Here is a 20,652-nt window from a genome sequence, read left to right as displayed (position 1 = left end):
TTCAAGCGGCCGGCAGGGGTCAGGAGCCGCAGGGCAGCGGCTGGCCCAGCTGTTCGAAGGGCAGGGGCAGCAGCTCCAGCACCACCGTTCCGGGTGGCGTGGCTGCGGCGTACCGGGCCGCCCCACCCGCCAGCGGCCGGTAGGTGTGGCCGTTGAAGACCAGCTCCATCAGCCCCTCGGGCGCCCCGTGCAGGCTGGCGGGCATGGTCAGATCCAGCCAGCCGCGATGGCGCTGGCTGATCACCCTGAGGGGTGACTGGAACAGGCCGTTCTCCGCCACCAGCTCCAGGCCCCCGGCCCCGTCACGGAACACCATCAGGGTGCAGCCGTCGCTGGAGCAGGCGTAGGAGCCCACCACCAGCGCCACGGTCTCCAGCCGGCCGTCGCCGTCCAGATCGATCCGGTTGTGCATGTAGCGCAGCGGCCCCACCTCGTTGCACGACGGATGCTGGCCCGTGGCCCGGGCCTGTTCCCATTCGGTCTGATCCGGATCGCCGGCCGCCGTCGGCGTCGCCGCAACCGGGCCGGCGAACAGCCGGGCCTGCAGCGCCGCCTCCAGCTGGGGATCGGCACGGCTGATCGGCGGGATCACCGGCCCGGGGGGCACCGGGGCTTTCAGGGGTGGGGGAGTGAGGGGCTGGGCCGCGGCCGGGCGGCAGCAGCCGATCAGCAGCAGAACACCGGAGAGCCGCAGCAGCGACATCGAGGGAGGTTGGGTGCCTGGCGAGGGTCGTCGCCGGCGAACAGCCAGAAGCTAGGCCCGTTCCCGTCACCGGGCACGACCCCGTCGCCGCTCAGCCGTCGGCATCCGCCAGATGCCGCTCGATGCGATCGGCCAGGGCCAGGCACCGATCCATCTCCTCCCAGAGCAGTTCGCGGCGGCGGGCGTCCACCGCATAGGAGCGATGGTGCAGATCGCGGCCCTGATAGCGGAGGGCATCCCTGAGGCGGCGCCAGTCGTCGCTGCTGAGCACAGGAGGGGGCAGGCTCATGGGTGGCGGGCAGGGTGCTGGCGGAAGATGGAACCCCTGGCCGGCATTCTCTCTCTCCCCATGCAAGTCATTCCCGCCATCGATCTGCTCGACGGGCATTGCGTGCGTCTGCATCAGGGCGACTACGACCGGGTCACCCGCTTCAGCGACGATCCTGTGGCCCAGGCCCTGGAATGGCAGCGCCAGGGGGCTCCGCGGTTGCACCTGGTGGATCTGGACGGGGCCCGGCGCGGTGTGCCCTGCAACGACGCTGCGGTACGGGCGATCGTCACGGCCCTCTCGATCCCGGTGCAGCTGGGAGGCGGCGTGCGTTCGACCGAGCGGGCGGAGGAGCTGCTGGCCTGGGGCCTGGACCGGGTGATCCTGGGCACGGTGGCCGTTGAGCAGCCTGAGCTGGTGCGCCGCCTGGCCGCCCGCCATCCCGGCCGGATCGTGGTGGGGATCGACGCCAACGACGGCAGGGTGGCCACCCGCGGCTGGATCGAGCAGAGCACGGTGGCGGCCACCGACCTGGCGGCCGGCCTGGAAGGCACCGGGGTGGCGGCGATCATCAGCACCGACATCGCTACCGACGGCACCCTGGAGGGTCCCAACCTGACGGCTCTGAGGACCATGGCCCTGGCCTCCTCGATCCCGGTGATCGCTTCCGGGGGTGTGGGCTGCCTGACCGACCTGCTCAGCCTGCTGAGCCTGGAGCCCCTCGGCGTGCAGGGGGTGATCGTGGGCCGCGCGCTTTACGACGGCCGGGTGGACCTGGCCGAAGCCCTTCAGGCCATCGGTGATCAGCGGCTGCAGGATCCGCTCCGGTTGCCGATCGCCTGAAGGATCAGGGGGAGTGCTTGGCCATACCGTTGCCGGGTCAACTGCCCTATAACAGAGAGAATGTGCATACCGGCACCGTTTGCTCCCCGTTCTGACCACCGATCCATCGCCGGTTCCCCAGGCGCCGGTTCTGGCCGGGGTGGACGAGGTCTACCTGCGCTGCCGCGAACTGGGGATGCGTCTGAGTCGCCAGCGGCGCATGGTGCTCGATCTGCTGTGGGCCGAGAAGAGCCATCTCAGTGCCCGGGACATCTTCGAGAAGCTCAATGATCAGGGCCGCAACATCGGCCACACCTCCGTCTACCAGAACCTGGAGGCGCTGCAATCGGCAGGAGTGATCGAATGCCTGGACCGAGCCAATGGCCGCCTCTACGGCTACCGCTCCGATCCCCACAGCCACCTGACCTGCATCGAGTCCGGTGAGATCCTGGACCTGGATGTGCTTCTGCCCGACGACCTGCTGCGCCGGATCGAACAGCACACGGGCTTCGCCATCGAGTCCTACACCCTGCATCTGTCCGGGCGCCGTCGGAGCAGCTGAGGCGTCGGTCCGGCAGACGGGAGGCGAGCCATCGGCACTGGAGAAAAGTCTCCGGCTTCGGTACCGTCGGGTCACCACCATCCAGGCAACGTGAGTCCTCGACCGGCACAGCCCCTCCCCCAGCTGCTGCTGTTCGCCGACCCCCTTCAGCGCGCCGGGATCGTCAGCTGGCTGCAGATGGATCCCCCCTGCGGCCAGGTGGTGGCCAGTGAGGATCCCCAGCTGTCCCCCCAGCTGATTGTCTGGTGTCTGGGCAGCCCCCCGGAGCCCCAGGCCCTCGATGCCGAGGTGCGCCGTCTGCTGGAGCGCTGGCATCCCGCGCCACTGCTGCTGCTGCTCCCTCCTGGGCATCGCTACGCCCCCGACGTCCTGCTGCAACTCCCGGCCCAGGGGCTGCTCGAGCAGATGGATGCCGAGGGCCTGCGGGAGGCCGTGACCACGGTGCTGGCCGGAGGCAGGGTTCTGGCCATCAGCCCGGCGTCCCAGGCGGAGACGCCTTCGGCCGCCGCTCCGCTGGGCTTGGGCCAGTGGCTGCTGCTGAGCGGTCTGCAGCAGATCGACGCCGAACTGCGCCTCTGCCTGGCCCTGCTCGACCCTCGCCCCACCCAGCTGCTGCCCCTGCTGCTGCTTGAGGGTCGGGTACGGGAGCTGAGGATGGCCCGCCGCCTGCTGCTCTGGCTCTGGGGGCCGATCGCCCTGGCCTGGGGGACTCTCCACGATGAGCAGCCGCTGGCTGCGGTCTTCCCTGCTCCACAGGCCACCGCTGCCCGGCCTGGGGTGGCCATCACCCTGCGGCAGCGGACCGCCGATGGATTATGGGAGGCCCTGCGAGGTCGGCTCACCGAGGCTGCCGCCGCCGGACCCAGCAACCAGAGCGGCCAGCTGCTCGCTCTCGACGGTCTCCATCCCTCCCGGCGCAGTGATCTGCTGCTCGGGCTGCTGGAGCAGTTCGAACGGCTGCGCAGCCGCCTGCTCCAGGACGATCCCCGCGGGGAACGGCTGGAGCGGCTCTGGCGGGAACTCCAGCCGGAGCTGCGCCAGCAGGCCCTGCGCCAGATGGCCGGTTCCTACGTGCAGCTGCCGATGGAGGGGAAGCTCTGCCCGGTGGCCGAGACCCTGCTGCGGCGCAGCCTGCTGGATGGGGACGACCAGGAGCTCCCCGACCCCTTGGCCATGCTGACCCCCCTGCTGCAGGCCCGGCCCCTGCTGGTGGAAGGCCAGCTGCTGGCCCCGGATGAACCCCAGGCCGTGCTCTACCTGGAACTGCTGCTCAGCAACTGGCTGGTGCGCAGCGCCGAACTGATCAGTGCCGAGGTGCTGGCGGCCTGTGCCGAATGGCCCGAGCTGCGCCGCTACCTGCTGCGTCCCGACCTGCTGGCCACCCGCAACCTGGAACGGATGCGCAACCAGCTCAATGCCCAGCAGCGCTGGAGCAGCTGGTTCGACCGGCCGATCCACCTCTACGAAAGCCGTCGTCCGCTGTTCCGCCTCGGCGTCGCCGCCATCGACTGCGTCGATCTCACCGAACCCCGCGACGCCGAACTGCGGCAGCTGGGCTGGGTGCAGCAGGTCGTCACCCTCGCTCTGGAGGCGCGGGACGCCCTGGCGCCCCAGCTGCAGGGTCTGCTCAGGCGCCTGGGGGATCTGCTGGTGGTGCTGCTCACCCAGGTGGTGGGCAAGGCCATCGGCCTGGTGGGCCGCGGCATCGTTCAGGGGATGGGCCGCAGCCTCAACCGCGGCTGAAGCGGTCTGGCCCCACGGCACAATGACCCCAGCTGCCGCCTCCCCCTTGCCCCCTTCGCTGACCCGGTGCTGCGCCGGCCTCTGGGCCCTGATGCTGATCCTGGCGATGGGGCTGGTGTGGGCGCCGGGACCTGCCCAGGCCAGCCTCGACAACGACCGCTACGACGGCAACATCTTCGCGCTCTATGCCGGGAACGGGTCCCTGGTGCCGCCGCGCAGCACCCTGGCCCAGGCCCTGGCGGCCCATCGGGTGGCGGTGGTGGTCTACTACCTCGACGACAGCGGCGTCAGCAAGCAGTTCGCCCCGGTGGTGTCCGAGCTGCAGCGCCTCTGGGGCAACGCCATCGACCTGATCCCCCTGGTCACCGATCCGCTTCAGAACCGGCCCGAGGGGGGGCCGGCCGATCCGGCCCATTACTGGGATGGTCTGATTCCCCAGGTCGTCGTGATCGACGCCGACGGCCGGGTCGTCTTCGATCGTCATGGTCAGGTGAGCGTCGATGCGATCAACACCGCCGTGAGCAAAGCCACCGGGATCCCCATGGCGCCCGGCTCCGGCAGCAGTGCCACCCTGAGCTTCAACGAGCTCAACAGCGAAGTGGTGGCCTCGCGCTGATGCCGGCCACCCGCACCGAAACCGACAGCCTCGGCCCGGTGGAGGTTCCTTCCGACCATCTCTGGGGCGCCCAGACCCAGCGGTCGCTCCGCAACTTTCCCTTCGGGGCCTTGATGCCGATCGCCGTGGTCCATGCCTTCGGCCAGCTCAAGGCCGCCTGCGCCGAGGTGAATGCCACCCGGGGTGTGCTGAGCGAGCCCCTGGCGGCCCTGATCGTGGCGGCGGCCGAGGAGGTGGCCGCGGGCCGCCTCGACGGGGAGTTTCCCCTGCGGGTCTGGCAGACCGGCTCGGGCACCCAGACGAATATGAACGTCAACGAGGTGATCGCCAACCGGGCCATCGCGGCCGCCGGCGGGGTGCTGGGCAGCAAGACGCCGGTCCATCCGAACGACCACGTCAACCTGAGCCAGTCGAGCAACGACACCTTCCCCGCGGCCATGCACATGGCGGTGGCGATCGAACTGCACCGGCGCCTGATCCCGAGCCTGGAGGCCCTCGTCAAGGCCCTGCGCCTCAAGGCGGAGGCCTACGCCGGGCTGATCAAGATCGGTCGCACCCATCTGCAGGATGCGGTGCCCCTCAGCCTGGGTCAGGAGTTCGGCGGCTACGCGGCCCAGCTGGAGCTGGGGCTGGCCGGCCTGCGAGCCACCCTGCCCCTGGTGTTTGAGCTGGCCATCGGCGGCACGGCGGTGGGCACAGGGCTGAATGCACCCGCCGGCTTCGGCGAGGCGGTGGCCGACCGGCTGGCCGAGCGCGTCGGCCTGCCCTTCACCAGTGCCCCCAATAAGTTCCAGGCGCTGGCCGGGCAGGAGGGACTGGCGGCGGCCCATGGGGCGCTGACGGTGCTGGCCGGCAGCCTGATGAAGATCGCCAACGACATCCGCTGGCTGGCGAGCGGCCCCCGCTGCGGCCTCGGTGAACTGGTGCTGCCGGAGAACGAACCGGGCTCCAGCATCATGCCCGGCAAGGTGAATCCCACCCAGTGCGAAAGCCTCACCATGGTGGCTGTCCAGGTGATGGGCCACAACACCGCCGTGCAGATGGCGGCGAGCCAGGGGAACTTCGAACTCAACGTGTTCAAGCCCCTGATCGCCCACAACCTGCTGGAGAGCATCGGCCTGCTGGCAGGCAGCGCCTCCAGCTTCCGGGAGCTCTGCATCGATGGGCTACGGGCCGACGTGGAGCACATCGAGTCCCAGCGCGACCGCAGTCTGATGCTGGTGACGGCTCTCACCCCGGCCATCGGCTACGACCGGGCCTGTGCGATCGCCCGCCACGCCCACCGGCACCGGCTCAGCCTGAGGGAAGCGGCCCTGGTGCTCGGGGAGATCAGCGGCGAGGAGTTTGACCGCTGGGTGAGGCCGGAACGGATGGTGTGAGTGGGAGCCCGGCCGGAGGGGGTCGGGGGTTGATCTGAAGTCTCGGATTCGCTTGAATGGTTCTGACAATACGCATTACACCGCTGCAAGCATGTTCCGGAGCTGTCAGCGACGGGGAAAATAAGCCTTGATTTGTTATGGTGTGAGAGTAGTACCACTCTTTCGGGTTTCCGGCTCCAATCCTTCTCTAAGGCTTGCTTCCGGATCCTTTCCCCTATACGCCCCGACTTCATTCACCCTTGCGGATCCATTCATCCATTCCCCTTCGCCGCCGAAGGTCAGGGCGCAACGGCTTCACCTTGATCGAGCTGATGGTGGTCGTCGCCATCGTCGGAATCATTTCAGCTGTAGCTGTCCCCAACTATCTGCGGGCCCGATCGGTCAGTGAGGCGTCGGCGAATGTCGGCGAAATGATGGCCCTGGCCAAGCAATGCGCCGTCGGCATGCGCAGCGGCATCACCATGACGATTGAAAACCCTTACAACGGAAGCGAGATCCGCTGTGACGGCACCCAACTGCGTAACATCTTAAGCCGCCCCTGGACCGGCGATGCGACAGGCGTGGTCTGCCAGGGCGACACTGCGGATCGCAACAACGCCTTTGCCAGAGCCAGTGTCTCCCGATCAGGAGACGTTGTCTGCAGATTCATTTAGGTCCGCCTGTGGATACTGATCCTGGCCATCCATCTCCTAAGCATGAAGGCGTCAGAGGTTTCACGCTGGTTGAGGTGATGATCGCGGTCGCGATTGTCGGAATCCTCAGTGCCGTTGTGTTTCCCCAGTACCGCCGGGCCAGAACCCAGGCGGAAGCCGTCAGCAGCATTGCCGAAACCCTCGCTTTCGCCGAGCAGTGCGCCCTCGCGAACCGCACCGGCCTTCCCGTGACTGTGCAGCAACCCTTCAACGGGGCCAACAGGGTCTGCAACGGCAGGGCCGTCCGGCAGATCAACAGCCGCACCTGGTCGGGGGATGCGGCGGGAATCATGTGCCTCGGAGTGACGGCCGGCGCCTCCCACCGCAGGGCGAGGATCCGCGTGGCCGCCGATGGCAGCATGCGCTGCATCTTTCGCTGATCACCGGGTTCAGAGCAGATTGGCGGCCAGTTCGGCCAGTTCGGACCGCTCGCCGCGCATCAGGGTGATGTGGCCGGACAGCAGCTGACCCTTGAAGCGTTCCACCAGCCAGGTGAGTCCGTTGCTCTCCGCATCCACGTAGGGATTGTCGATCTGGTAAGGGTCGCCGGTGAGCACGATCTTGGTGCCCTCCCCCACCCTGGTCACGATGGTCTTCACTTCGTGGGGGGTGAGGTTCTGGGCCTCATCCACGACCATGAACTGGCGGGGAATCGAGCGGCCACGGATGTAGCTGATCGCCTCCACTTCCAGCAGGCCCATGCCTTTGAGATCGCTCCAGTTGCTGCGCGGGGTCCGATGGCCCCCCCGGATGACCGGCTGGGCCTCCTCGCCGCCCAGCAGGAAGTCGAGGTTGTCCACGATGGGCTGCATCCAGGGGGCCATTTTCTCCTCCAGATCCCCGGGCAGGTAGCCCATCTCCTTGCCCAGGGAGATCACGGGCCGGGTCACCAGCAGGCGCTCGTAAAGGTGCTCATCGGCCACCTGATGCAGGCCCGCCGCCAGGGCCAGCAGGGTCTTGCCGGTGCCGGCCTTGCCCACCAGGGTCACCAGCGCCACCGACGGGTCCAGCAACAGGTCGAGGGCGAAGGTCTGCTCCCGGTTGCGGGGCTGGATCCGGCCCATCTTGGCCTTGGGGGATTTCAGCAGCGGCTGCAGGCTGGTGGTGCGGCCGTTGTAGCGGGCCAGCAGGGTATGGGCAGGCTGGGCGAGGTCCACCAGGGTCACGCCTTCATTCGCCTGAAGCGCCGAAACGGGTCCCGGCTGCTCGGGGATCGCGGCCGTCGGCAGGCCGTCGCCGGTCTTCACCTGGTCCATCTGCTCGGCGCTCACCCAGCGCTCGCAGAAGCCCGGGTAGAGGTCGGCCATGTCCACCTTGTCGGTGGTGTAGTCCTGGGCGATCAGACCCACCGCATCGGCCTTGATGCGAAGGTTGGTGTCCTTGGTGACCAGCACCACCGGGGGCTCGCTGCCCACCACCTCCTGAAGTCGCTGCTCCAGGGCCACGGCCAGGATGTTGTTGTCGCCGTTGCCCGCCTTCAGTTCCGGTGGCAGCTGGCGCAGGGTCTCGCTGCGGCAGAACACCACCTTCAAGGTGCCGCCGCCCTGAGCGTCGATCGGCACCCCGTCGGCCAGATTGCCCTTTTCGCGCAGCTGATCCAGCAGACGTGACACCTGGCGGGCGTTGCGCCCCTTCTCGGAGGGGTCCCGCTTGAAGCGGTCGATCTCCTCGACCACCTCGATCGGGATCACCACCTGGTTGTCCTCGAACCGGGTCAGGGCCTGGGGATCATGCAGCAACACGTTGGTGTCGAGCACGAAGGTCTTGCGCATGCCAGTGGCCCTGCCGGATCCATCCGGCCGAAGCTAGGTCCACGGCTGCACCTACGCTCCGGCCGGACATTCCCTGACGTATCGGCTTGCCGTTCCTCCTCTCTCTGCTGCTGGTCCTGCTGCTCCTCTTCGGTCTGGGGCTGCTGGTGCTGGAACTGCGCCACCGGCTGCGGCCGGCTTCGCCCCTGCAGTTGCGGCCGGGTGCCTTCCAGGTGCGGCGCCTGGCCAAGGGGCTGGAGATCAACGGTGAGATCCATATCCGCAACCCCCATCCCCGCATGGAGGTGATGGTGCCGGAGATCACCGTGGTGCCCACCCTGCTGGGTCGCGGCGATGTGAGCCAGGCGCGCCACGAGCTGCGCATCACGCCTCTGCACCCGGATCAGGAGGCCAGGCCCGATGGCTACTGGGCGGCCACCATCGTCAAAGGCCGCAAGACCACGGCGGCCCACATCCAGCTCCGTCTGGTCGGACCGGCGGGCCTGGATCTGGAGTCCGTGCTCGACACCCTCTGGATGGACATCCACTGGGTGAACTATGGGCCCTTCGGCAGGCTGCAGCGGCGTCAGGGCATCCTGCTGCCCCTGCAGCGGCCCGAACCAGCCGACCCGGCGGCGCCGGGCTGGCGGGAGGGTGAGGTCTGCCGGGTGCTGCCGGTTCGCACCCACCTGCTCGGGGTGCTCGACGATTCCCTCGAGGTGCTGAAGCGCTACACCGACGGGCTGCTGCAGCCCGGGGATGTGCTCACCATCGGTGAGACCCCCCTGGCGGTGATCCAGGGGAGGTATCACCATCCCTCCACCGTGGAGCCCTCCTTCCTGGCCCGTCTGCTCTGCCGGGTGTTCCATCCCACCAGCAGTCTGGCCACGGCCTGCGGGCTCCAGTCCCTGATCAATGTGTCCGGGCCGGCGCGGGTGCTCTGTGCCTGGCTGATGGGTACCGCCCTCAAGCTGGTGGGCAGCAAGGGCTGGTTCTACCGGCTGGCCGGTGAGCAGGCCCGCCTGATCGATGACATCACCGGCACCACCCCCCCCTACGACCAGACCATCGTGCTTGGCCCGGATCGTCCTGGCGCCTGGTGCGAGCGGATGGCGGCGGCCCTGGGGGTGGCCGTGGCGGTGGTGGATGTGAACGATCTGGGACGGGTGAAGGTGCTGGCCGCCAGCGCCGGCACCGACGAGGGGCTGCTGCTGCGTGCTCTGCGCCCGAACCCGGCAGGCAACGCCGATGAGCGCACACCGCTCGTGCTGGTGCGTCCCGCGTAGAATCATCAAATGACGGCGTCAAAATAGGCAGCCGTCGTTCATGTTCCGTTCGTCACCAACGTCTCCTGCCGTGCCAGTGCCTGCAGTGCCAGTGCCTGCCAAGGGCAGAACCTCCCCCAGCTGGACGGTCGAGCCCCTCCAGGGCTGGCACCTGCCCCTCCTGGATGACCCGTCCTTCCTGCCCCTCCAGCCCCTGCTGCAGCGCTCCCTGCTGCTCGCCCTGCCGGAGAAGCTGCTGGCGGCGGTGACGAGCCGGCGGCCCCTGGCACCCCAGGTGCTGGTGGCGCTGCAGCGCCAGGGCCTCACCCGCCAGCAGGTGCTGGGCCTGATCGTCAGCCGTCGGCTCAACCGCAGCGGCACCTGCTGGCAGGTGCAGCACCTGCGGCTGGCCCTGGCCGCCGCCGACGACGCTTCCGCTCCCGGCCGGGCGGCTCTGGGCGGAGATCTGCTGCGCCAGGCCATCGGCCGGGTCAAGGGCGCTGCCAGCTGGATCGCCACCGCTTCCAGCCTTGACACCCCCCGGCTGGCCACCCTGCGGGAGCAGGGCTTCCAGCCCCAGCGCACCGACCGGCTGTGGCGTTGGCAGTCGGCGGCCGACCGGGTCGCCCCTGCCGCTTCTCCCGCCGAGCTGCAGCTGCGGCCGCTCAACCGGCGCACCGCCTCCCTGCTCTGGCATCTGGAGCAGGCCACCTGCCCGGCCCATCTGCGCCAGTTGCTGGATCGGCGCATCGAGGATCTGCTCGACCAGAGCCGGGGCCATGGCTGGATGCTGGTCGACGCCGTGCGCAACGAGGCCGTGGCCGGCGTGCGCTGGCTGGATGAGCATCCCGGGGGTGGTCGGATGGTGGAGCTCAGCGTCCATCCCGGCTGGGGGCATCTGCTGGGGACCGCAGCGGAGTCCCTGCTGCATCGCATCGGCAGGGACGGCACCTGCCTCTGGCTGCGCTGCGAAGTGAGTGACGGGGCCCGGCAGGCCTGGCTCCAGGCCCTGGGGGCAGAGGCCCACGGCGAGGAGGTGCTCATGGCCCGCAGCGTCTGGCGGCGCCAGGAGGGCCAGCCGGCCCAGCGGGCCGCCCGTCGCATCGGGGCGGTGCTGGAGCAGCTCCAGCCCCGTCGCCGGCCCATGCCCACCCCCAGCGGTCCCCTGGGGAATCTGCCCCTGGCGCCCCGCTGAATGGCAGTGCCGCGGCCCCGCTCGGTGCTCGCCCTGGATGTGGGCCGCCGTCGCATCGGCCTGGCCGGCTGCGACCCTCTGGGGCTCACGGTCTCGCCCCTGCCGGCCCTGGCCCGGGGCGATTTCGCCGCCGACCTGCCCCGTCTGCTGACCCTGGTGCGCCAGCGGCGGGTGGAGGCCCTGGTGGTGGGTCTGCCTCTGGATGCCGGCCAGCGGCCCACTCCCCAGGCGGTTCACTGCCGCCGCTATGGCCTCAGGCTCAGCCGCGCCCTTGCGGCCATGGGTCACGGTCTGCCCCTGGCCTGGGTGGACGAGCACGCCAGCAGCTGGGAGGCGGGCGAACGCTGCGGGCTGCACGGGGACCGCAGCGGCCGCCTCGACAGCGCGGCGGCGGCCCTGCTGCTGGAGCAGTGGCTGCGGGAAGGCCCCGAACCCCTTGCGCCAGGCGCGATCACAGGCGATCCGGTCGCCCCGGCGGCCATCGGCGTGGGCGCAGCGGCAGGCGCTGATCCATTCTGAGAACACCCGCACCTCCCCGATGCCCTCCGACCCCCCTGCCATGACGGGCTCCGGCGACGTGCCCACCGTGCTGGTGAGGGACGGCAGCGGCCGCCAGTTGCTGTGCTTCCTGGAACAGCTGATCCCCCTCGACGGGCACGACTACGCCCTGCTGACGCCGGTGGATACCCCGGTGTGCCTGTTCCGGCTGCAGGAGGATGACGACCCGGAACTGATCGAGACCCTTGCGGCCACTGAGCCGGTGCTGTCGGTGGCGGATGTGGTGCTTCAGGAGCACGACCTCACCCTGGTGCGTTCCGCCGTCACCCTCACCGTCAGCGGTGAACTGGAGGAGCCCGACCCTGATGAGCTGGAGGATGAGGAGGGGGACGACGACAGCGAGACCTACGAACTGCTGGTGAGCTTCATGGCCGGCGAGGAGGAATACGGCCTCTACATCCCCCTGGATCCCTTCTTCGTGGTGGCCCGCATGGAGGGGGCCGATGCGGTGATGGTGGAAGGGGAGGAATTCGAGCGGGTTCAGCCCCGCATCGAGGCGGAGCTCGACGATCGGGAGAGCGACGACTGATGCTGCGGGATCTGCTCACCCCCGACTGGCTCCCGGGGACGACCCTGGCCCACCTGCCCCTGCAGGATCTGCTCGACCGTGACATCCGAGCCCTGGTGCTGGATGTGGACCGCACCCTGCTTCCCAGTCGCCAGGCCACCCTGCCCCCCCAGGCTGAACTCTGGCTGCGCCACGCCCGCGAGCGGCTCCCCCTGCATCTGCTGAGCAACAATCCCTCACGGCGCCGCATCGGCGCCGTGGCCGACAGCCTCGGCCTGCCTTACACCACCTCCGCGAGCAAGCCGCGGCGGTCGGCCCTGCGGCGGGTGCTGCAGGAGCTCGATCTTCCCCCGGCCCGGGTGGCCCTGGTGGGCGACCGGCTGTTCACCGATGTGCTGGTGGGCAACCGCATGGGCCTGTTCACCGTGCTGGTGAAGCCGATCGACGCGGATGGCGAACCCTGCCGCCAGGACCGCCTGCAGAACCTGGAGCTGCGCATGGCCCGCTGGGTGGGTTCGGTTCCGGGCTGATGGTGCCTACTCCTGCGGCCGGTGGTGCCGGCCTGCGGCGTGTGATCAAGGTGGGCACCAGCCTGCTGCGGGGCACCCCAGAGCGGCCCACGGCGGCGGTGATCGCCGATCTGGCGGCCAGCTTCGGCCGGCAGCAGCGCAGGGGCGACCAGCTGGCCCTGGTCACCAGCGGTGCCGTGGGCCTGGGCTGTGAGGCCCTGCGGTTCACGAAGCGCCCCACCGAGGTGGTGGCCCTGCAGGCGGCCGCCGCCGTGGGCCAGGGCCGGCTGATGGGGCTCTACCAGGACGCCTTCGCCGTGCGCGGGCTGGCGGTGGCCCAGGTGCTGCTCACCCGCAGCGATCTGGCGTCCCGGCGCCGCTACCGAAACGCCTGCCGCACCCTGGAGCAGTTGCTCACCTGGGGGGTGCTGCCGGTGGTGAACGAGAACGACACCCTGGCCACCGACGAACTGCGCTTCGGCGACAACGACACCCTTTCGGCCCTGGTAGCGGTGGCCATCGGCGCCGACGAGCTGGTGCTGCTCACTGACGTGGACCGGCTCTATTCGGGCAATCCCCGCACCGATGCTCAGGCGCTGCCGATCGAGGAGGTGCGTGATCTGGTCGAACTGGAGCGCCTCAGCCACGTGGCCGAGGGCGGCGGCCAGTGGGGCACCGGAGGCATGACCACCAAGCTGGCGGCGGCCCGCATCGCCACGTCCAGTGGCATCCGGGTGCGGCTTGCCGATGGTCGCGACCCGGCGGTGCTCGATGCCCTGTTCGCCGGAGACAAGGTGGGCACCGTGTTCCAGCCCAGCACCACTCCCCTGGCCGACCGCAAGAGCTGGCTGGCCCATGCCCTGCTGGTGAAGGGCAGCGTGCGGGTGGATGCGGGCGCTGAGCGGGCCCTGCTGCAGCAGGGGGCCTCCCTGCTGGCGGTGGGCATCCGGCAGGTGGAGGGCCACTTCTCCAGGCGTGATGCGGTGCGGGTGCTGGCCAGCGACGGCCGGGAACTGGGCCGGGGCCTGAGCACCCTCAGCAGCGAGGAGCTGCGCCAGATCATGGGGCTGAGCAGCGAGGAGGTGCGCCGCCGCCTGGGGACGGTGGGCGATGCGGTGGTGCACCGCAATCAGCTGGTGCTCACCTGCCGGCCGAGCTGAGAGGCCCCCATGACAAAGCCCTCCGGCCAGGGCCGGAGGGCTGAGGGGGAGCGATGGTGTCCAGCCCTCGCTCTGCGGGAAGGGCCACGTGGCTGGTTTCAGGCGGAGAGAAACTCCTGCACCGCCTCACGACTGGGCTGGGGCTCAATCGCCCCTTCAACACGGCCCACGATGGCACCACAGGCGGAGGCGAAGCGCAGCAATTCTTCGATCGGCCCGGGGCCGGCCACGCCCTCACCCCCTGGGGCTGGTGCCTCAAGCAGGTCCGGCTGGCGGCAGAGCCCGTCGAGTACGGCTGCAGTGAATGCCTCCCCGACACCGAGGGGATGGCTGGGGGAATGCTGGTCGACGGCCGCCAGGGTGCCTGTGCGGCCCCCCAGACACCAGTTCACCGTTCCGTCGGGATCGAGAACCAGCACGGCGGGCCGCTTGGGCAGGCCAGCGTGGATGGCCGCCGGATCGGCGCTGCCGAAAAAGCCTTCCGCCTCCGAGGCGGAGCAGCGAATCAGGGTGGCCGCCTCGGCGAGGGGGCGGAAGCGACGTCGCACCTCCGCCGAAGGAGCGGCATCGGCGGCCAGCCCCCAGAAGCCCGGGCGCCAGTCGATTTCGAGGGCGATGCCGACCCCCTGGGCCGTGGCTCGCTTGAGCAGCAGATCAAGGGCCATGGCACTGGATCCGCTGGTGAGGGTGTTGGTGCTGACGAGCAACCATTTGGCTTCCTCAAGCAGGGGCTTCACGGATTCGGCCAGGGTGGCGGGCACCACTGCTGTGTCGGCGAAGCCCAGGCCCCGATCGCCCAGGAATTCCTCGAAACTCAGATCACCGCCGTCCTCCCGGGACAGCCGGGCCACCCGGGTGGGGCGCTCCGGATCCCGTTGGAGGGCCGGGGTGGCCACCTGCCGCTGCTCGAAGAGATCGATCAGCTGGGCACCGATCGGATCGGCTCCGATGCGGCCCAGGAACGTGGCGGGTGTGCCGAGGCGGGCCACGCCGCAGGCGACGCTGGCCGGGGCCCCACCTGGGATATCCATGCTGCCTGCCTCGCTGGCGGCTTCAGGTCCGTTGATGCGGTTCATCAGCGCTTCGCCGAAGCAGAGCACCTGGGGTTGGTTGCGGGTGTCGGAAGGGATGGGTTTGGTTGTGGTGGCGTTGGACATAGGCAGGGGAAGGAAAGGGTTGGTGGCTGCAAGATCGAGAGGACTGAGGAAAGCGACGATCAGGCCTGATTGTTGACGAAGGAGTGAAAACGATCGGACATCGACTGGAACGCCTCGTCTGTCTGCTCGAGCAGGCTGGACCAGGTCTCCTGGGTACCTTGCTTCAGCTCCTCCAGCCGGGCGGTCGCCGCATCACGGGCGGCCTTCAGGTCGTCGATCTTGCTCTGGGTTTCGCTGCGGACATCGTCAGCCACTTGTCGGGCCTGGTTCTGCAGCCGATCGATTTTTTCGGACAATTCCTGGATCTGGGCCTGGCGCTTGTCGAGAATGGCCTGGCGCAGGCGCTCGTCGACATTGTCCATATTCCCGGAGGAACGGGTGCTGGTCTGTTGTTGGGTGCTGGTCATGGTGTGAATCTCCAATGAAACGACATCTGGAACGGGCCACCTCCTGCGACAACATCCGGATGGACCGAAGCCCTTGTACGACGGATATCGGTCGTCAGGATGGACGCGCTTGGCTACTGCATCAGGGCAGGGAAGTGCTGTTTCCCTGCATCACTGAACCGAGCCCACAGACTCAGCTTGCAAGCCGAGCGTGAGGAAATGCTCGAGGTAGAGCGGTTGCCCGTTTCCAGTGAACTTACTATATCATGAACCTGCCGATGGATTGCACCTGATTCGGAGATCTACGGGCAGTCCTGATACATTCAACCGTTGAGAACGCAGGGCTTCAGCTGGATCTGAGCAATCCTGGATGCACTGTTAAGCACATCTTATGAGCGGCTGTTGTCGAATCCGTTTCGGCTCGTCCTGATCGTCGACTTTCCTGTGGCCCGCTGGGATCCGAGGCCCAAAACCCTGTTCCGCTCGGTCACAGGAAGGAATGGGCAGGATCAGGGTCGCCTGGGACACCCCGATCCGCTGGGGCCCTGCCTTCTCATCCGATTCAACCAACAGCTCGGTCGCCACCCAAGGGCCGGCTCACCAGCGGCGTGTTCCGCCCGGCGAGGTCCAGCCGCTGTCGGCCTCGCCCGGCGTAGCAGAGCCCCCATGGCCTGATGGCGAGCAGAAGCGCAGGGGTCAGACCTGGACCATGGCGGTCCATCGCTGCATGCTTCAGGTCTCCAGCAGCATCTTCGAGAGATTGGGCAGGCCTGCCCCCTGGTGATAGCGGTCGCGCTCCAGGTCGGTGCAGTGGGCCAGCAGGATCCGCTTCACCCGGTCGGGATAGCCGATGAACTCGCTGCGCACCGAGAGAAAGGCCGCCAGCAGGCCGGAGATGTGGGGCGCCGCCATGCTCGTTCCCGAGAGGGCGATGTAGAGCTCCTCGACGCTTTTCTCTCGGTCGCGGTCGGGGCTGCGGTTGGGGTCACTGCTGCTGCGGCAGGAGCGGATCTGCTCGCCCGGGCCCACCAGGTCGGGTTTCAGGCGCCCGTCGGCGGTGGGGCCCCGCGAGGAGAAGTAGGAGGTGCCGTAGCGGTGGGGCAGGGTGGGATGCACCGACCCCACGGCGATGGCCTCCTCCAGGTTGGCGGGGTCGCCGATGGAGAGGTCAAAGGAGCGGGTGGAGGTGAAGCCGTCGACGATGATGTCGCCGCTGCCTTCGTTGCCCGCCGCCAGCACCACCAGCACGCCCTGGCGCACCAGCCGCAGCAGGGAGGCGCACAGGGGCGAATCGCCGCAGCCGAAGCTGGCCGGATCGAAGGGCCCCCCCAGGCTCAGGTTCACCCCCTGGATGGCCAGGCGGCGGCTGTTCTGGTTCTGCTGCCAGATGTGGTCGATCGCCTTGATGATCCAGGCGTCGTAGCCGCTGCCGTTGTCAGCCAGCACCTTGTACGACACCAGCCGCGCTTTCGGAGCCATCGCCAGCATGGCCGGCCCGTTCGGGCCTCCCACCTCCTGCAGTCCCCCGGCGATCACGCCCGCCACATGGGTGCCGTGGCCGTTGGCATCGTCGTCGCTGCCGGCGAGCACAGGACCTCGGGTGGTGCAGTCCCACTCGGCGGCGATCGTGCCGCCAGGGGCGAAGGCCGGGTTGTGGAAGTGGGGATGGCGGCTGTCGATGCCCGTGTCCAGCACGGCCCAGGTGATCCCCTGGCCGTAGGCGTTGTATCCCAGCTGGGCGGTGCGGGCCTGCACGGCGTGGATGGAGTCCCTGATCAGGGCCTTCTTCCTGCTGTTGCTGAACATCCGGTACACCGACGGGGATGCAGCGCCGTAGTGCTGGCTCATCGCGCTGGCCAGGGTTTCCACCTCGGCCCGGGTCAGGTTCACCGCCACGTAGCGGTCCAGCTGGTCCTCCAGGTAGACCGTGTCGGCCGTGATCGGAGCGGTCAGCACCTTGTCCTGGATCCAGGCCAGCACCTTCTCCCTGGCGTCCTGGAGGGAATCCCCCGCCAGTCCCGGCTGCGCCGCGGGGTTGCGGTCCATCAGTTCGATCAGCACAGGCACCCGCGCCGTCGCATCCTCGTCGAGGGACTCCGCCAGGTTGCGGGCCACCGTCACCGGGCTCACCGGCTGGAAGCGGGAGCGGTCCACGGCCCCCATCACGGTCTCCTGGGTGGACTGGCGCGAGAGGTAGCGGCTGGCGGAGTGGGCCTTGCTGGGCGGCCAGACGACGCCCGCCACCCGTTCATCCCGGATCGGCGGCTTGCCGGTGGCGCTGTAGTCATCGGCCAGGGTCTGATCCAGGCAGACGATGTCGCCGTCCTGGGCGATGTTCACCCAGCGCTTCACTCCCGCGGGGATCGGCAGCCTCTTCCCGTGCCATTTGCGCAGCACGTCGGTCACCTGGGGCAGGCCCAGGGGGGAGCCGATCGTGACGTACAGATCCACCTCCAGCTGGTCGCCCAGTTCCATCAGCGCCTGATAGGTGACCATGCTCCCCTGGCTGTGGCCGATCACCACGAAGGGACCACCGCCCGTGGTCACCCGGTCCTTCACGGTCTGGACCATCCGCTCCCGCTTGCTCCTGTTGAACAGGAAGTCGTTCACATCGGCCATGAAGGCCTTGGTGAACAGGGCCGTCACCGGGCTCCACAACCCCTTGGCCTCCACCGATTGCGCCGCCGGACCGCCCATCACCGCCCCCCGCTGGGCGGCGGTCTGGGCGGCCCCTTCCAGCTGTTGCGTCATGGCGGCCACGAAGGCCGACGATGCCTCCCGGTCGTCGCTGTCCCGGATCGACGCCGCCAGCAGGGCCTCCGCCGCCGGTTGCAGGCTGGCCCGGTCCTGGCCGATGGCCCGGGTGGAGATTCCTGCCGCCTCCGGGTAGCGCTCCCGGTCGACCCAGTAGGCCATGCGGGTGCGTTCCCCCTGGTCGGCGCCGAACAGGGCCCGGTCCCACTCCGAGCGCAGCACCCCCTCGGGGGGCATGTTGGAGATGCCGTGGCAGTAGATCACGGTCCGGGCGGTGGGGATCCCCGTGGCCATGGCGGTCCTGGCGGCCGTCGAGGCGCGGCTTCGGCTGGACGGCTTCTTGGGGGCGGTCATGGAGGTTCCGTCGGGGGGTGGATGGCCGCGGGCGCCGTTTCAGCCATAGCCAGCCCGGCAGGATGGGGGCCACGGCCCTCTGGTGGGGACATCTTTCTTCAGCCTGTTCATGACGTTTCCCCCGTACGACTTGCGCCGGGTGTCCTGTGCCCTGCCCTGGGTCCAGATGCAGCAGAAGCGCAGCGAATCCGGCCTCGAAACAGGCTGTTGCCCAGACCGGCCCTGCCGGTTCCTGCCATGAGCCTGCCGCTGGCCCTAGGGGCGTTCATCCTGGTGCCACCAGCGCTTGTGGTGCTGCTGCCCTCCCTGCTGGTCCGCGGCCTGCTCGCCCCCCTCAACCCCGGAGTGATCTTCTGTGTACCGGGCGGAGAGAAGCGGCTGGCTCTCACCATCGACGACGGCCCCAGCGGCCCCGGCTCCGAAGCCCTGCTCACCCTGCTGCGGCAGCTGGAGGTGCCGGCCACCTTCTTCCTGATCGGCTCCCACCTGGGGCTGGATCACCGCTTCGCCCGCCGGGCCCTGCAGCAGGGCCACACCCTGGGCAACCACCTCTGGCGCGATGAGCCCGCCGCCGCCCTCTGCCGTTCGGAGTTCGTGGAGCAGCTGGGAGGAACCGCCCGAGCGATCGAGGCGTCGGCTGCCCCGCAGGCGGTGGCCTGGCGCTGGTTCCGGCCCGGTGGCGGCTGGTTCCACCGGCCCATGCTGGCCTGGCTCGCCGGCGGCCCCTACCGCCTGGTGCTGGGCTCCATCTTTCCCTGGGACACCCTGCGGCCGCCCCTGTGGTTCGTGACCCTGTTCGTGCGACTCAACGCCCACCCCGGGGGCATCCTGGTGCTGCACGACACCCCCGCTCTCAGCGGCCGCACCGACCGGATCCTGCGCCGCATCGTTCCCGACCTGCGCCGTCGTGGTTACCGCTTCGTGCCGCTGGCCGAGCTGCTCGATCCCGGCGCCTGAGCCTGTGCCCACCAGCGTCACCTTCCCGGTGGGCTAGTCCCGCGCCAGCTCGGCCACCGCGGCAGCCACCCGGGCTTGCCCACCGGCACCAGCCGCACCGGCTGCCCGGTCTGCTTCCCCAGCCGGGCCGCCATGGGGGCATGGGCCTCCGGGCCGATCAGGAAGCCGCCCAGGATCACGATCGGTTGCGGGGGAAGGGGCATCGCCTGGGGCCGCCGCAGGAACGCTCCCACCATGGCCGGCACGACCTACGATCCGGGCCGTCCGCCCCCTGGGGAATGCGCTTCAGCAGCCTGCTCGATCGGATCAGCGCCGTGCAGGTGGACAGCCCCCGCCACCTCGGAGCCGACCCGGAGATCAGCGGCGCCGAAGCCCTCGACCGCGCCGGTGCCGGCCAGCTGGCCTTTCTGGAAGCCGGCAACGCCCTGGCCGCCGCCCTGGCCGCCAGCGGCGCCGCCGCCCTGCTGCTGCCCCTCGACGAAGAGCTGCAGCAGCTGGCCAGCGAGCGCGGACTGGCCTGGGTGGCCGTGAAGAATCCCCGCCTGGGCTTCGCCGAGGCCCTGGCGGCGCTCCACCCCCCCACGCCCAGGCCCCCGGGGATCCATCCCAGCGCCGTGGTGGATGCCAGCGCTGCGGTGGCGGCTGAGGCGCATGTCGGCGCCCACAGCGTGATCGGCGCCGCCTGCGTCGTGCCCCGGGGCTGCACCCTCCATCCCGGTGTGGTGCTCTACGACGACGTGCACCTGGGCGAGGGCTGCGAGATCCACGCCAACGCCGTGCTCCACCCCGGCAGCCGCCTCGGGGCGGGCTGCGTGGTCCAGTCGAACGCGGTGATCGGCGCCGAGGGCTTCGGCTTCGTGCCCACCGCCACCGGTTGGGTGAAGATGCCCCAGACCGGCCGGGTGGTGCTGGAGGACGGGGTGGAGGTGGGCTGCGGCTCCACCATCGATCGGCCCTCGGTGGGTGAGACCCGCATCGGCGCCGGCACCAAGATCGACAACCTGGTGCACGTGGGCCATGGGGTGGTCACAGGGAAAGGCTGCGCCCTTGCCGCCCAGGTGGGCATCGCCGGCGGCGCCGTGCTCGGCAATGGCGTCATCCTGGCGGGCCAGGTGGGGGTGGCCAACCGGGCCGTGATCGGTGATCGGGCCATCGCCTCCTCCAAGTCCGGCATCCACGGCGAAGTGGCGGCCGGTGAGGTGGTCAGCGGCTATCCGGCCATTCCCAACCGGCTCTGGCTGCGCTGCTCGGCGGTGTTCAACAAGCTGCCCGAGATGGCCCGCACCCTGCGACAGCTGCAGAAGTAGCCTCGC

22 protein-coding genes are annotated in these 20,652 nt (G+C 69.3%); 15 read left to right on the top strand and 7 right to left on the bottom strand.

What is annotated here, in order from left to right; all coding sequences use genetic code 11:
- Positions 1-19: 19 nt before the first annotated feature.
- Both KUG41_RS09565 and KUG41_RS09560 read right to left on the bottom strand, forming a co-directional pair.
- Positions 20-703, bottom strand: coding sequence for a hypothetical protein (locus KUG41_RS09565; protein ID WP_216903562.1), 684 nt, complete (start codon positions 701-703; stop codon positions 20-22).
- A 91-nt stretch (positions 704-794) separates the two neighbouring features.
- Positions 795-992, bottom strand: a complete 198-nt coding sequence (locus tag KUG41_RS09560; protein WP_216903560.1) for a hypothetical protein — start codon at positions 990-992, stop codon at positions 795-797.
- A gap of 60 nt (positions 993-1,052) precedes the next feature.
- Here KUG41_RS09560 and hisA point away from each other — a divergent pair, with 60 nt between their 5' ends.
- The 7 genes from hisA to KUG41_RS09525 all read left to right on the top strand — a co-directional run bounded on the left by hisA (position 1,053) and on the right by KUG41_RS09525 (position 7,165).
- Positions 1,053-1,814: a 1-(5-phosphoribosyl)-5-[(5-phosphoribosylamino)methylideneamino]imidazole-4-carboxamide isomerase gene (gene hisA, locus KUG41_RS09555; RefSeq protein WP_216903558.1), complete on the top strand. Its 762-nt coding sequence runs from the start codon at positions 1,053-1,055 to the stop codon at positions 1,812-1,814.
- Positions 1,815-1,989: 175 nt separating this feature from the next.
- Entirely contained in the window at positions 1,990-2,355 is a 366-nt protein-coding gene (locus tag KUG41_RS09550; protein ID WP_216903658.1) for a Fur family transcriptional regulator, read from the top strand.
- A gap of 90 nt (positions 2,356-2,445) precedes the next feature.
- A complete protein-coding gene (locus KUG41_RS09545) occupies positions 2,446-4,098 on the top strand; it encodes a DUF3685 domain-containing protein (RefSeq protein WP_216903556.1) in 1,653 nt (550 codons plus the stop codon).
- 22 nt (positions 4,099-4,120) lie between these two features.
- A complete protein-coding gene (locus KUG41_RS09540) occupies positions 4,121-4,714 on the top strand; it encodes a thylakoid membrane photosystem I accumulation factor (RefSeq protein WP_216903554.1) in 594 nt (197 codons plus the stop codon).
- Entirely contained in the window at positions 4,711-6,093 is a 1,383-nt protein-coding gene (gene fumC, locus KUG41_RS09535; protein WP_216903656.1) for a class II fumarate hydratase, read from the top strand. The genes KUG41_RS09540 and fumC overlap by 4 nt, the downstream gene beginning before the upstream one ends.
- Positions 6,094-6,287: 194 nt before the next feature.
- Entirely contained in the window at positions 6,288-6,746 is a 459-nt protein-coding gene (locus KUG41_RS15945) for a type IV pilin protein (protein WP_371734103.1), read from the top strand.
- 8 nt (positions 6,747-6,754) lie between these two features.
- Positions 6,755-7,165 carry a type IV pilin protein gene (locus KUG41_RS09525; RefSeq protein WP_371734102.1) on the top strand — a complete coding sequence of 137 codons (411 nt, stop codon included), beginning with the start codon at positions 6,755-6,757 and terminating at the stop codon, positions 7,163-7,165.
- Between the two features lie 9 nt (positions 7,166-7,174).
- On the opposite strand, the gene KUG41_RS09520 is transcribed toward KUG41_RS09525, so the two are convergent.
- On the bottom strand, positions 7,175-8,557 hold the full coding sequence (locus KUG41_RS09520) for a PhoH family protein (protein ID WP_216903550.1): 1,383 nt from the start codon (positions 8,555-8,557) through the stop codon (positions 7,175-7,177).
- 86 nt (positions 8,558-8,643) lie between these two features.
- On the opposite strand from KUG41_RS09520, the gene KUG41_RS09515 reads away from it, so the two are divergent.
- The 6 genes from KUG41_RS09515 (at position 8,644) to proB (ending at position 13,731) form a co-directional block, all read left to right on the top strand.
- Positions 8,644-9,822: a F420-0:Gamma-glutamyl ligase gene (locus tag KUG41_RS09515; RefSeq protein WP_216903548.1), complete on the top strand. Its 1,179-nt coding sequence runs from the start codon at positions 8,644-8,646 to the stop codon at positions 9,820-9,822.
- Between the two features lie 76 nt (positions 9,823-9,898).
- Complete coding sequence (locus KUG41_RS09510) at positions 9,899-10,996, top strand: hypothetical protein (protein ID WP_371734101.1); 1,098 nt, start codon at positions 9,899-9,901, stop codon at positions 10,994-10,996.
- Positions 10,997-11,515, top strand: a complete 519-nt coding sequence (gene ruvX, locus KUG41_RS09505; protein WP_216903546.1) for a Holliday junction resolvase RuvX — start codon at positions 10,997-10,999, stop codon at positions 11,513-11,515.
- Between the two features lie 19 nt (positions 11,516-11,534).
- Positions 11,535-12,083 carry a DUF3727 domain-containing protein gene (locus tag KUG41_RS09500; RefSeq protein WP_216903544.1) on the top strand — a complete coding sequence of 183 codons (549 nt, stop codon included), beginning with the start codon at positions 11,535-11,537 and terminating at the stop codon, positions 12,081-12,083.
- Entirely contained in the window at positions 12,083-12,592 is a 510-nt protein-coding gene (locus KUG41_RS09495; protein WP_216903542.1) for a YqeG family HAD IIIA-type phosphatase, read from the top strand. The genes KUG41_RS09500 and KUG41_RS09495 overlap by 1 nt, the downstream gene beginning before the upstream one ends.
- Complete coding sequence (proB, locus tag KUG41_RS09490) at positions 12,592-13,731, top strand: glutamate 5-kinase (RefSeq protein ID WP_216903540.1); 1,140 nt, start codon at positions 12,592-12,594, stop codon at positions 13,729-13,731. Before KUG41_RS09495 ends, proB begins: the two co-directional genes overlap by 1 nt.
- A 98-nt stretch (positions 13,732-13,829) precedes the next feature.
- Here the strand turns inward: proB and KUG41_RS09485 are convergent, their stop codons facing one another.
- From KUG41_RS09485 to KUG41_RS09475, 3 genes are all read right to left on the bottom strand, one after another.
- Entirely contained in the window at positions 13,830-14,888 is a 1,059-nt protein-coding gene (locus KUG41_RS09485) for a PfkB family carbohydrate kinase (protein ID WP_216903538.1), read from the bottom strand.
- A gap of 59 nt (positions 14,889-14,947) precedes the next feature.
- The gene (locus KUG41_RS09480) at positions 14,948-15,295 is read right to left on the bottom strand and encodes a hypothetical protein (RefSeq protein WP_216903536.1); all 348 of its coding nucleotides are present in this window, start codon (positions 15,293-15,295) and stop codon (positions 14,948-14,950) included.
- A gap of 711 nt (positions 15,296-16,006) precedes the next feature.
- Positions 16,007-18,382: a S8 family peptidase gene (locus tag KUG41_RS09475; protein ID WP_216903534.1), complete on the bottom strand. Its 2,376-nt coding sequence runs from the start codon at positions 18,380-18,382 to the stop codon at positions 16,007-16,009.
- Positions 18,383-18,619: 237 nt separating this feature from the next.
- On the opposite strand from KUG41_RS09475, the gene KUG41_RS09470 reads away from it, so the two are divergent.
- The gene (locus tag KUG41_RS09470) at positions 18,620-19,339 is read left to right on the top strand and encodes a chitin deacetylase family protein (protein ID WP_216903532.1); all 720 of its coding nucleotides are present in this window, start codon (positions 18,620-18,622) and stop codon (positions 19,337-19,339) included.
- Positions 19,340-19,356: 17 nt separating this feature from the next.
- On the opposite strand, the gene KUG41_RS09465 is transcribed toward KUG41_RS09470, so the two are convergent.
- Positions 19,357-19,542, bottom strand: a complete 186-nt coding sequence (locus KUG41_RS09465) for a hypothetical protein (protein WP_216903530.1) — start codon at positions 19,540-19,542, stop codon at positions 19,357-19,359.
- Positions 19,543-19,617: 75 nt separating this feature from the next.
- On the opposite strand from KUG41_RS09465, the gene lpxD reads away from it, so the two are divergent.
- Positions 19,618-20,646, top strand: coding sequence for a UDP-3-O-(3-hydroxymyristoyl)glucosamine N-acyltransferase (gene lpxD, locus KUG41_RS09460; RefSeq protein WP_216903528.1), 1,029 nt, complete (start codon positions 19,618-19,620; stop codon positions 20,644-20,646).
- Positions 20,647-20,652 lie beyond the last annotated feature (6 nt).

It is taken from the genome of Synechococcus sp. CCY 9618, from assembly GCF_019038415.1.
Classification (GTDB): domain Bacteria; phylum Cyanobacteriota; class Cyanobacteriia; order PCC-6307; family Cyanobiaceae; genus Cyanobium.
The sequence above is the reverse complement of the archived record's forward strand: the minus strand, read 5'-3'. Positions and strand labels throughout refer to the sequence as shown.

What these genes read in the sequence shown, in the direction of transcription:
- proB (WP_216903540.1), top strand. Translation starts at nt 12,592, where the DNA reads ATGGTGCCTACTCCTGCGGCCGGTGGTGCCGGCCTGCGGCGTGTGATC.
- KUG41_RS09480 (WP_216903536.1), bottom strand. Translation starts at nt 15,295, where the DNA reads ATGACCAGCACCCAACAACAGACCAGCACCCGTTCCTCCGGGAATATG.
- KUG41_RS09475 (WP_216903534.1), bottom strand. Translation starts at nt 18,382, where the DNA reads ATGACCGCCCCCAAGAAGCCGTCCAGCCGAAGCCGCGCCTCGACGGCC.
- KUG41_RS09540 (WP_216903554.1), top strand. Translation starts at nt 4,121, where the DNA reads ATGACCCCAGCTGCCGCCTCCCCCTTGCCCCCTTCGCTGACCCGGTGC.
- KUG41_RS09550 (WP_216903658.1), top strand. Translation starts at nt 1,990, where the DNA reads ATGCGTCTGAGTCGCCAGCGGCGCATGGTGCTCGATCTGCTGTGGGCC.
- hisA (WP_216903558.1), top strand. Translation starts at nt 1,053, where the DNA reads ATGCAAGTCATTCCCGCCATCGATCTGCTCGACGGGCATTGCGTGCGT.
- KUG41_RS09500 (WP_216903544.1), top strand. Translation starts at nt 11,535, where the DNA reads ATGCCCTCCGACCCCCCTGCCATGACGGGCTCCGGCGACGTGCCCACC.
- KUG41_RS09520 (WP_216903550.1), bottom strand. Translation starts at nt 8,557, where the DNA reads ATGCGCAAGACCTTCGTGCTCGACACCAACGTGTTGCTGCATGATCCC.
- lpxD (WP_216903528.1), top strand. Translation starts at nt 19,618, where the DNA reads ATGCGCTTCAGCAGCCTGCTCGATCGGATCAGCGCCGTGCAGGTGGAC.
- ruvX (WP_216903546.1), top strand. Translation starts at nt 10,997, where the DNA reads ATGGCAGTGCCGCGGCCCCGCTCGGTGCTCGCCCTGGATGTGGGCCGC.
- KUG41_RS09565 (WP_216903562.1), bottom strand. Translation starts at nt 703, where the DNA reads ATGTCGCTGCTGCGGCTCTCCGGTGTTCTGCTGCTGATCGGCTGCTGC.
- KUG41_RS09465 (WP_216903530.1), bottom strand. Translation starts at nt 19,542, where the DNA reads ATGCCCCTTCCCCCGCAACCGATCGTGATCCTGGGCGGCTTCCTGATC.
- KUG41_RS09560 (WP_216903560.1), bottom strand. Translation starts at nt 992, where the DNA reads ATGAGCCTGCCCCCTCCTGTGCTCAGCAGCGACGACTGGCGCCGCCTC.
- KUG41_RS09485 (WP_216903538.1), bottom strand. Translation starts at nt 14,888, where the DNA reads ATGTCCAACGCCACCACAACCAAACCCATCCCTTCCGACACCCGCAAC.
- KUG41_RS09470 (WP_216903532.1), top strand. Translation starts at nt 18,620, where the DNA reads ATGAGCCTGCCGCTGGCCCTAGGGGCGTTCATCCTGGTGCCACCAGCG.
- KUG41_RS09495 (WP_216903542.1), top strand. Translation starts at nt 12,083, where the DNA reads ATGCTGCGGGATCTGCTCACCCCCGACTGGCTCCCGGGGACGACCCTG.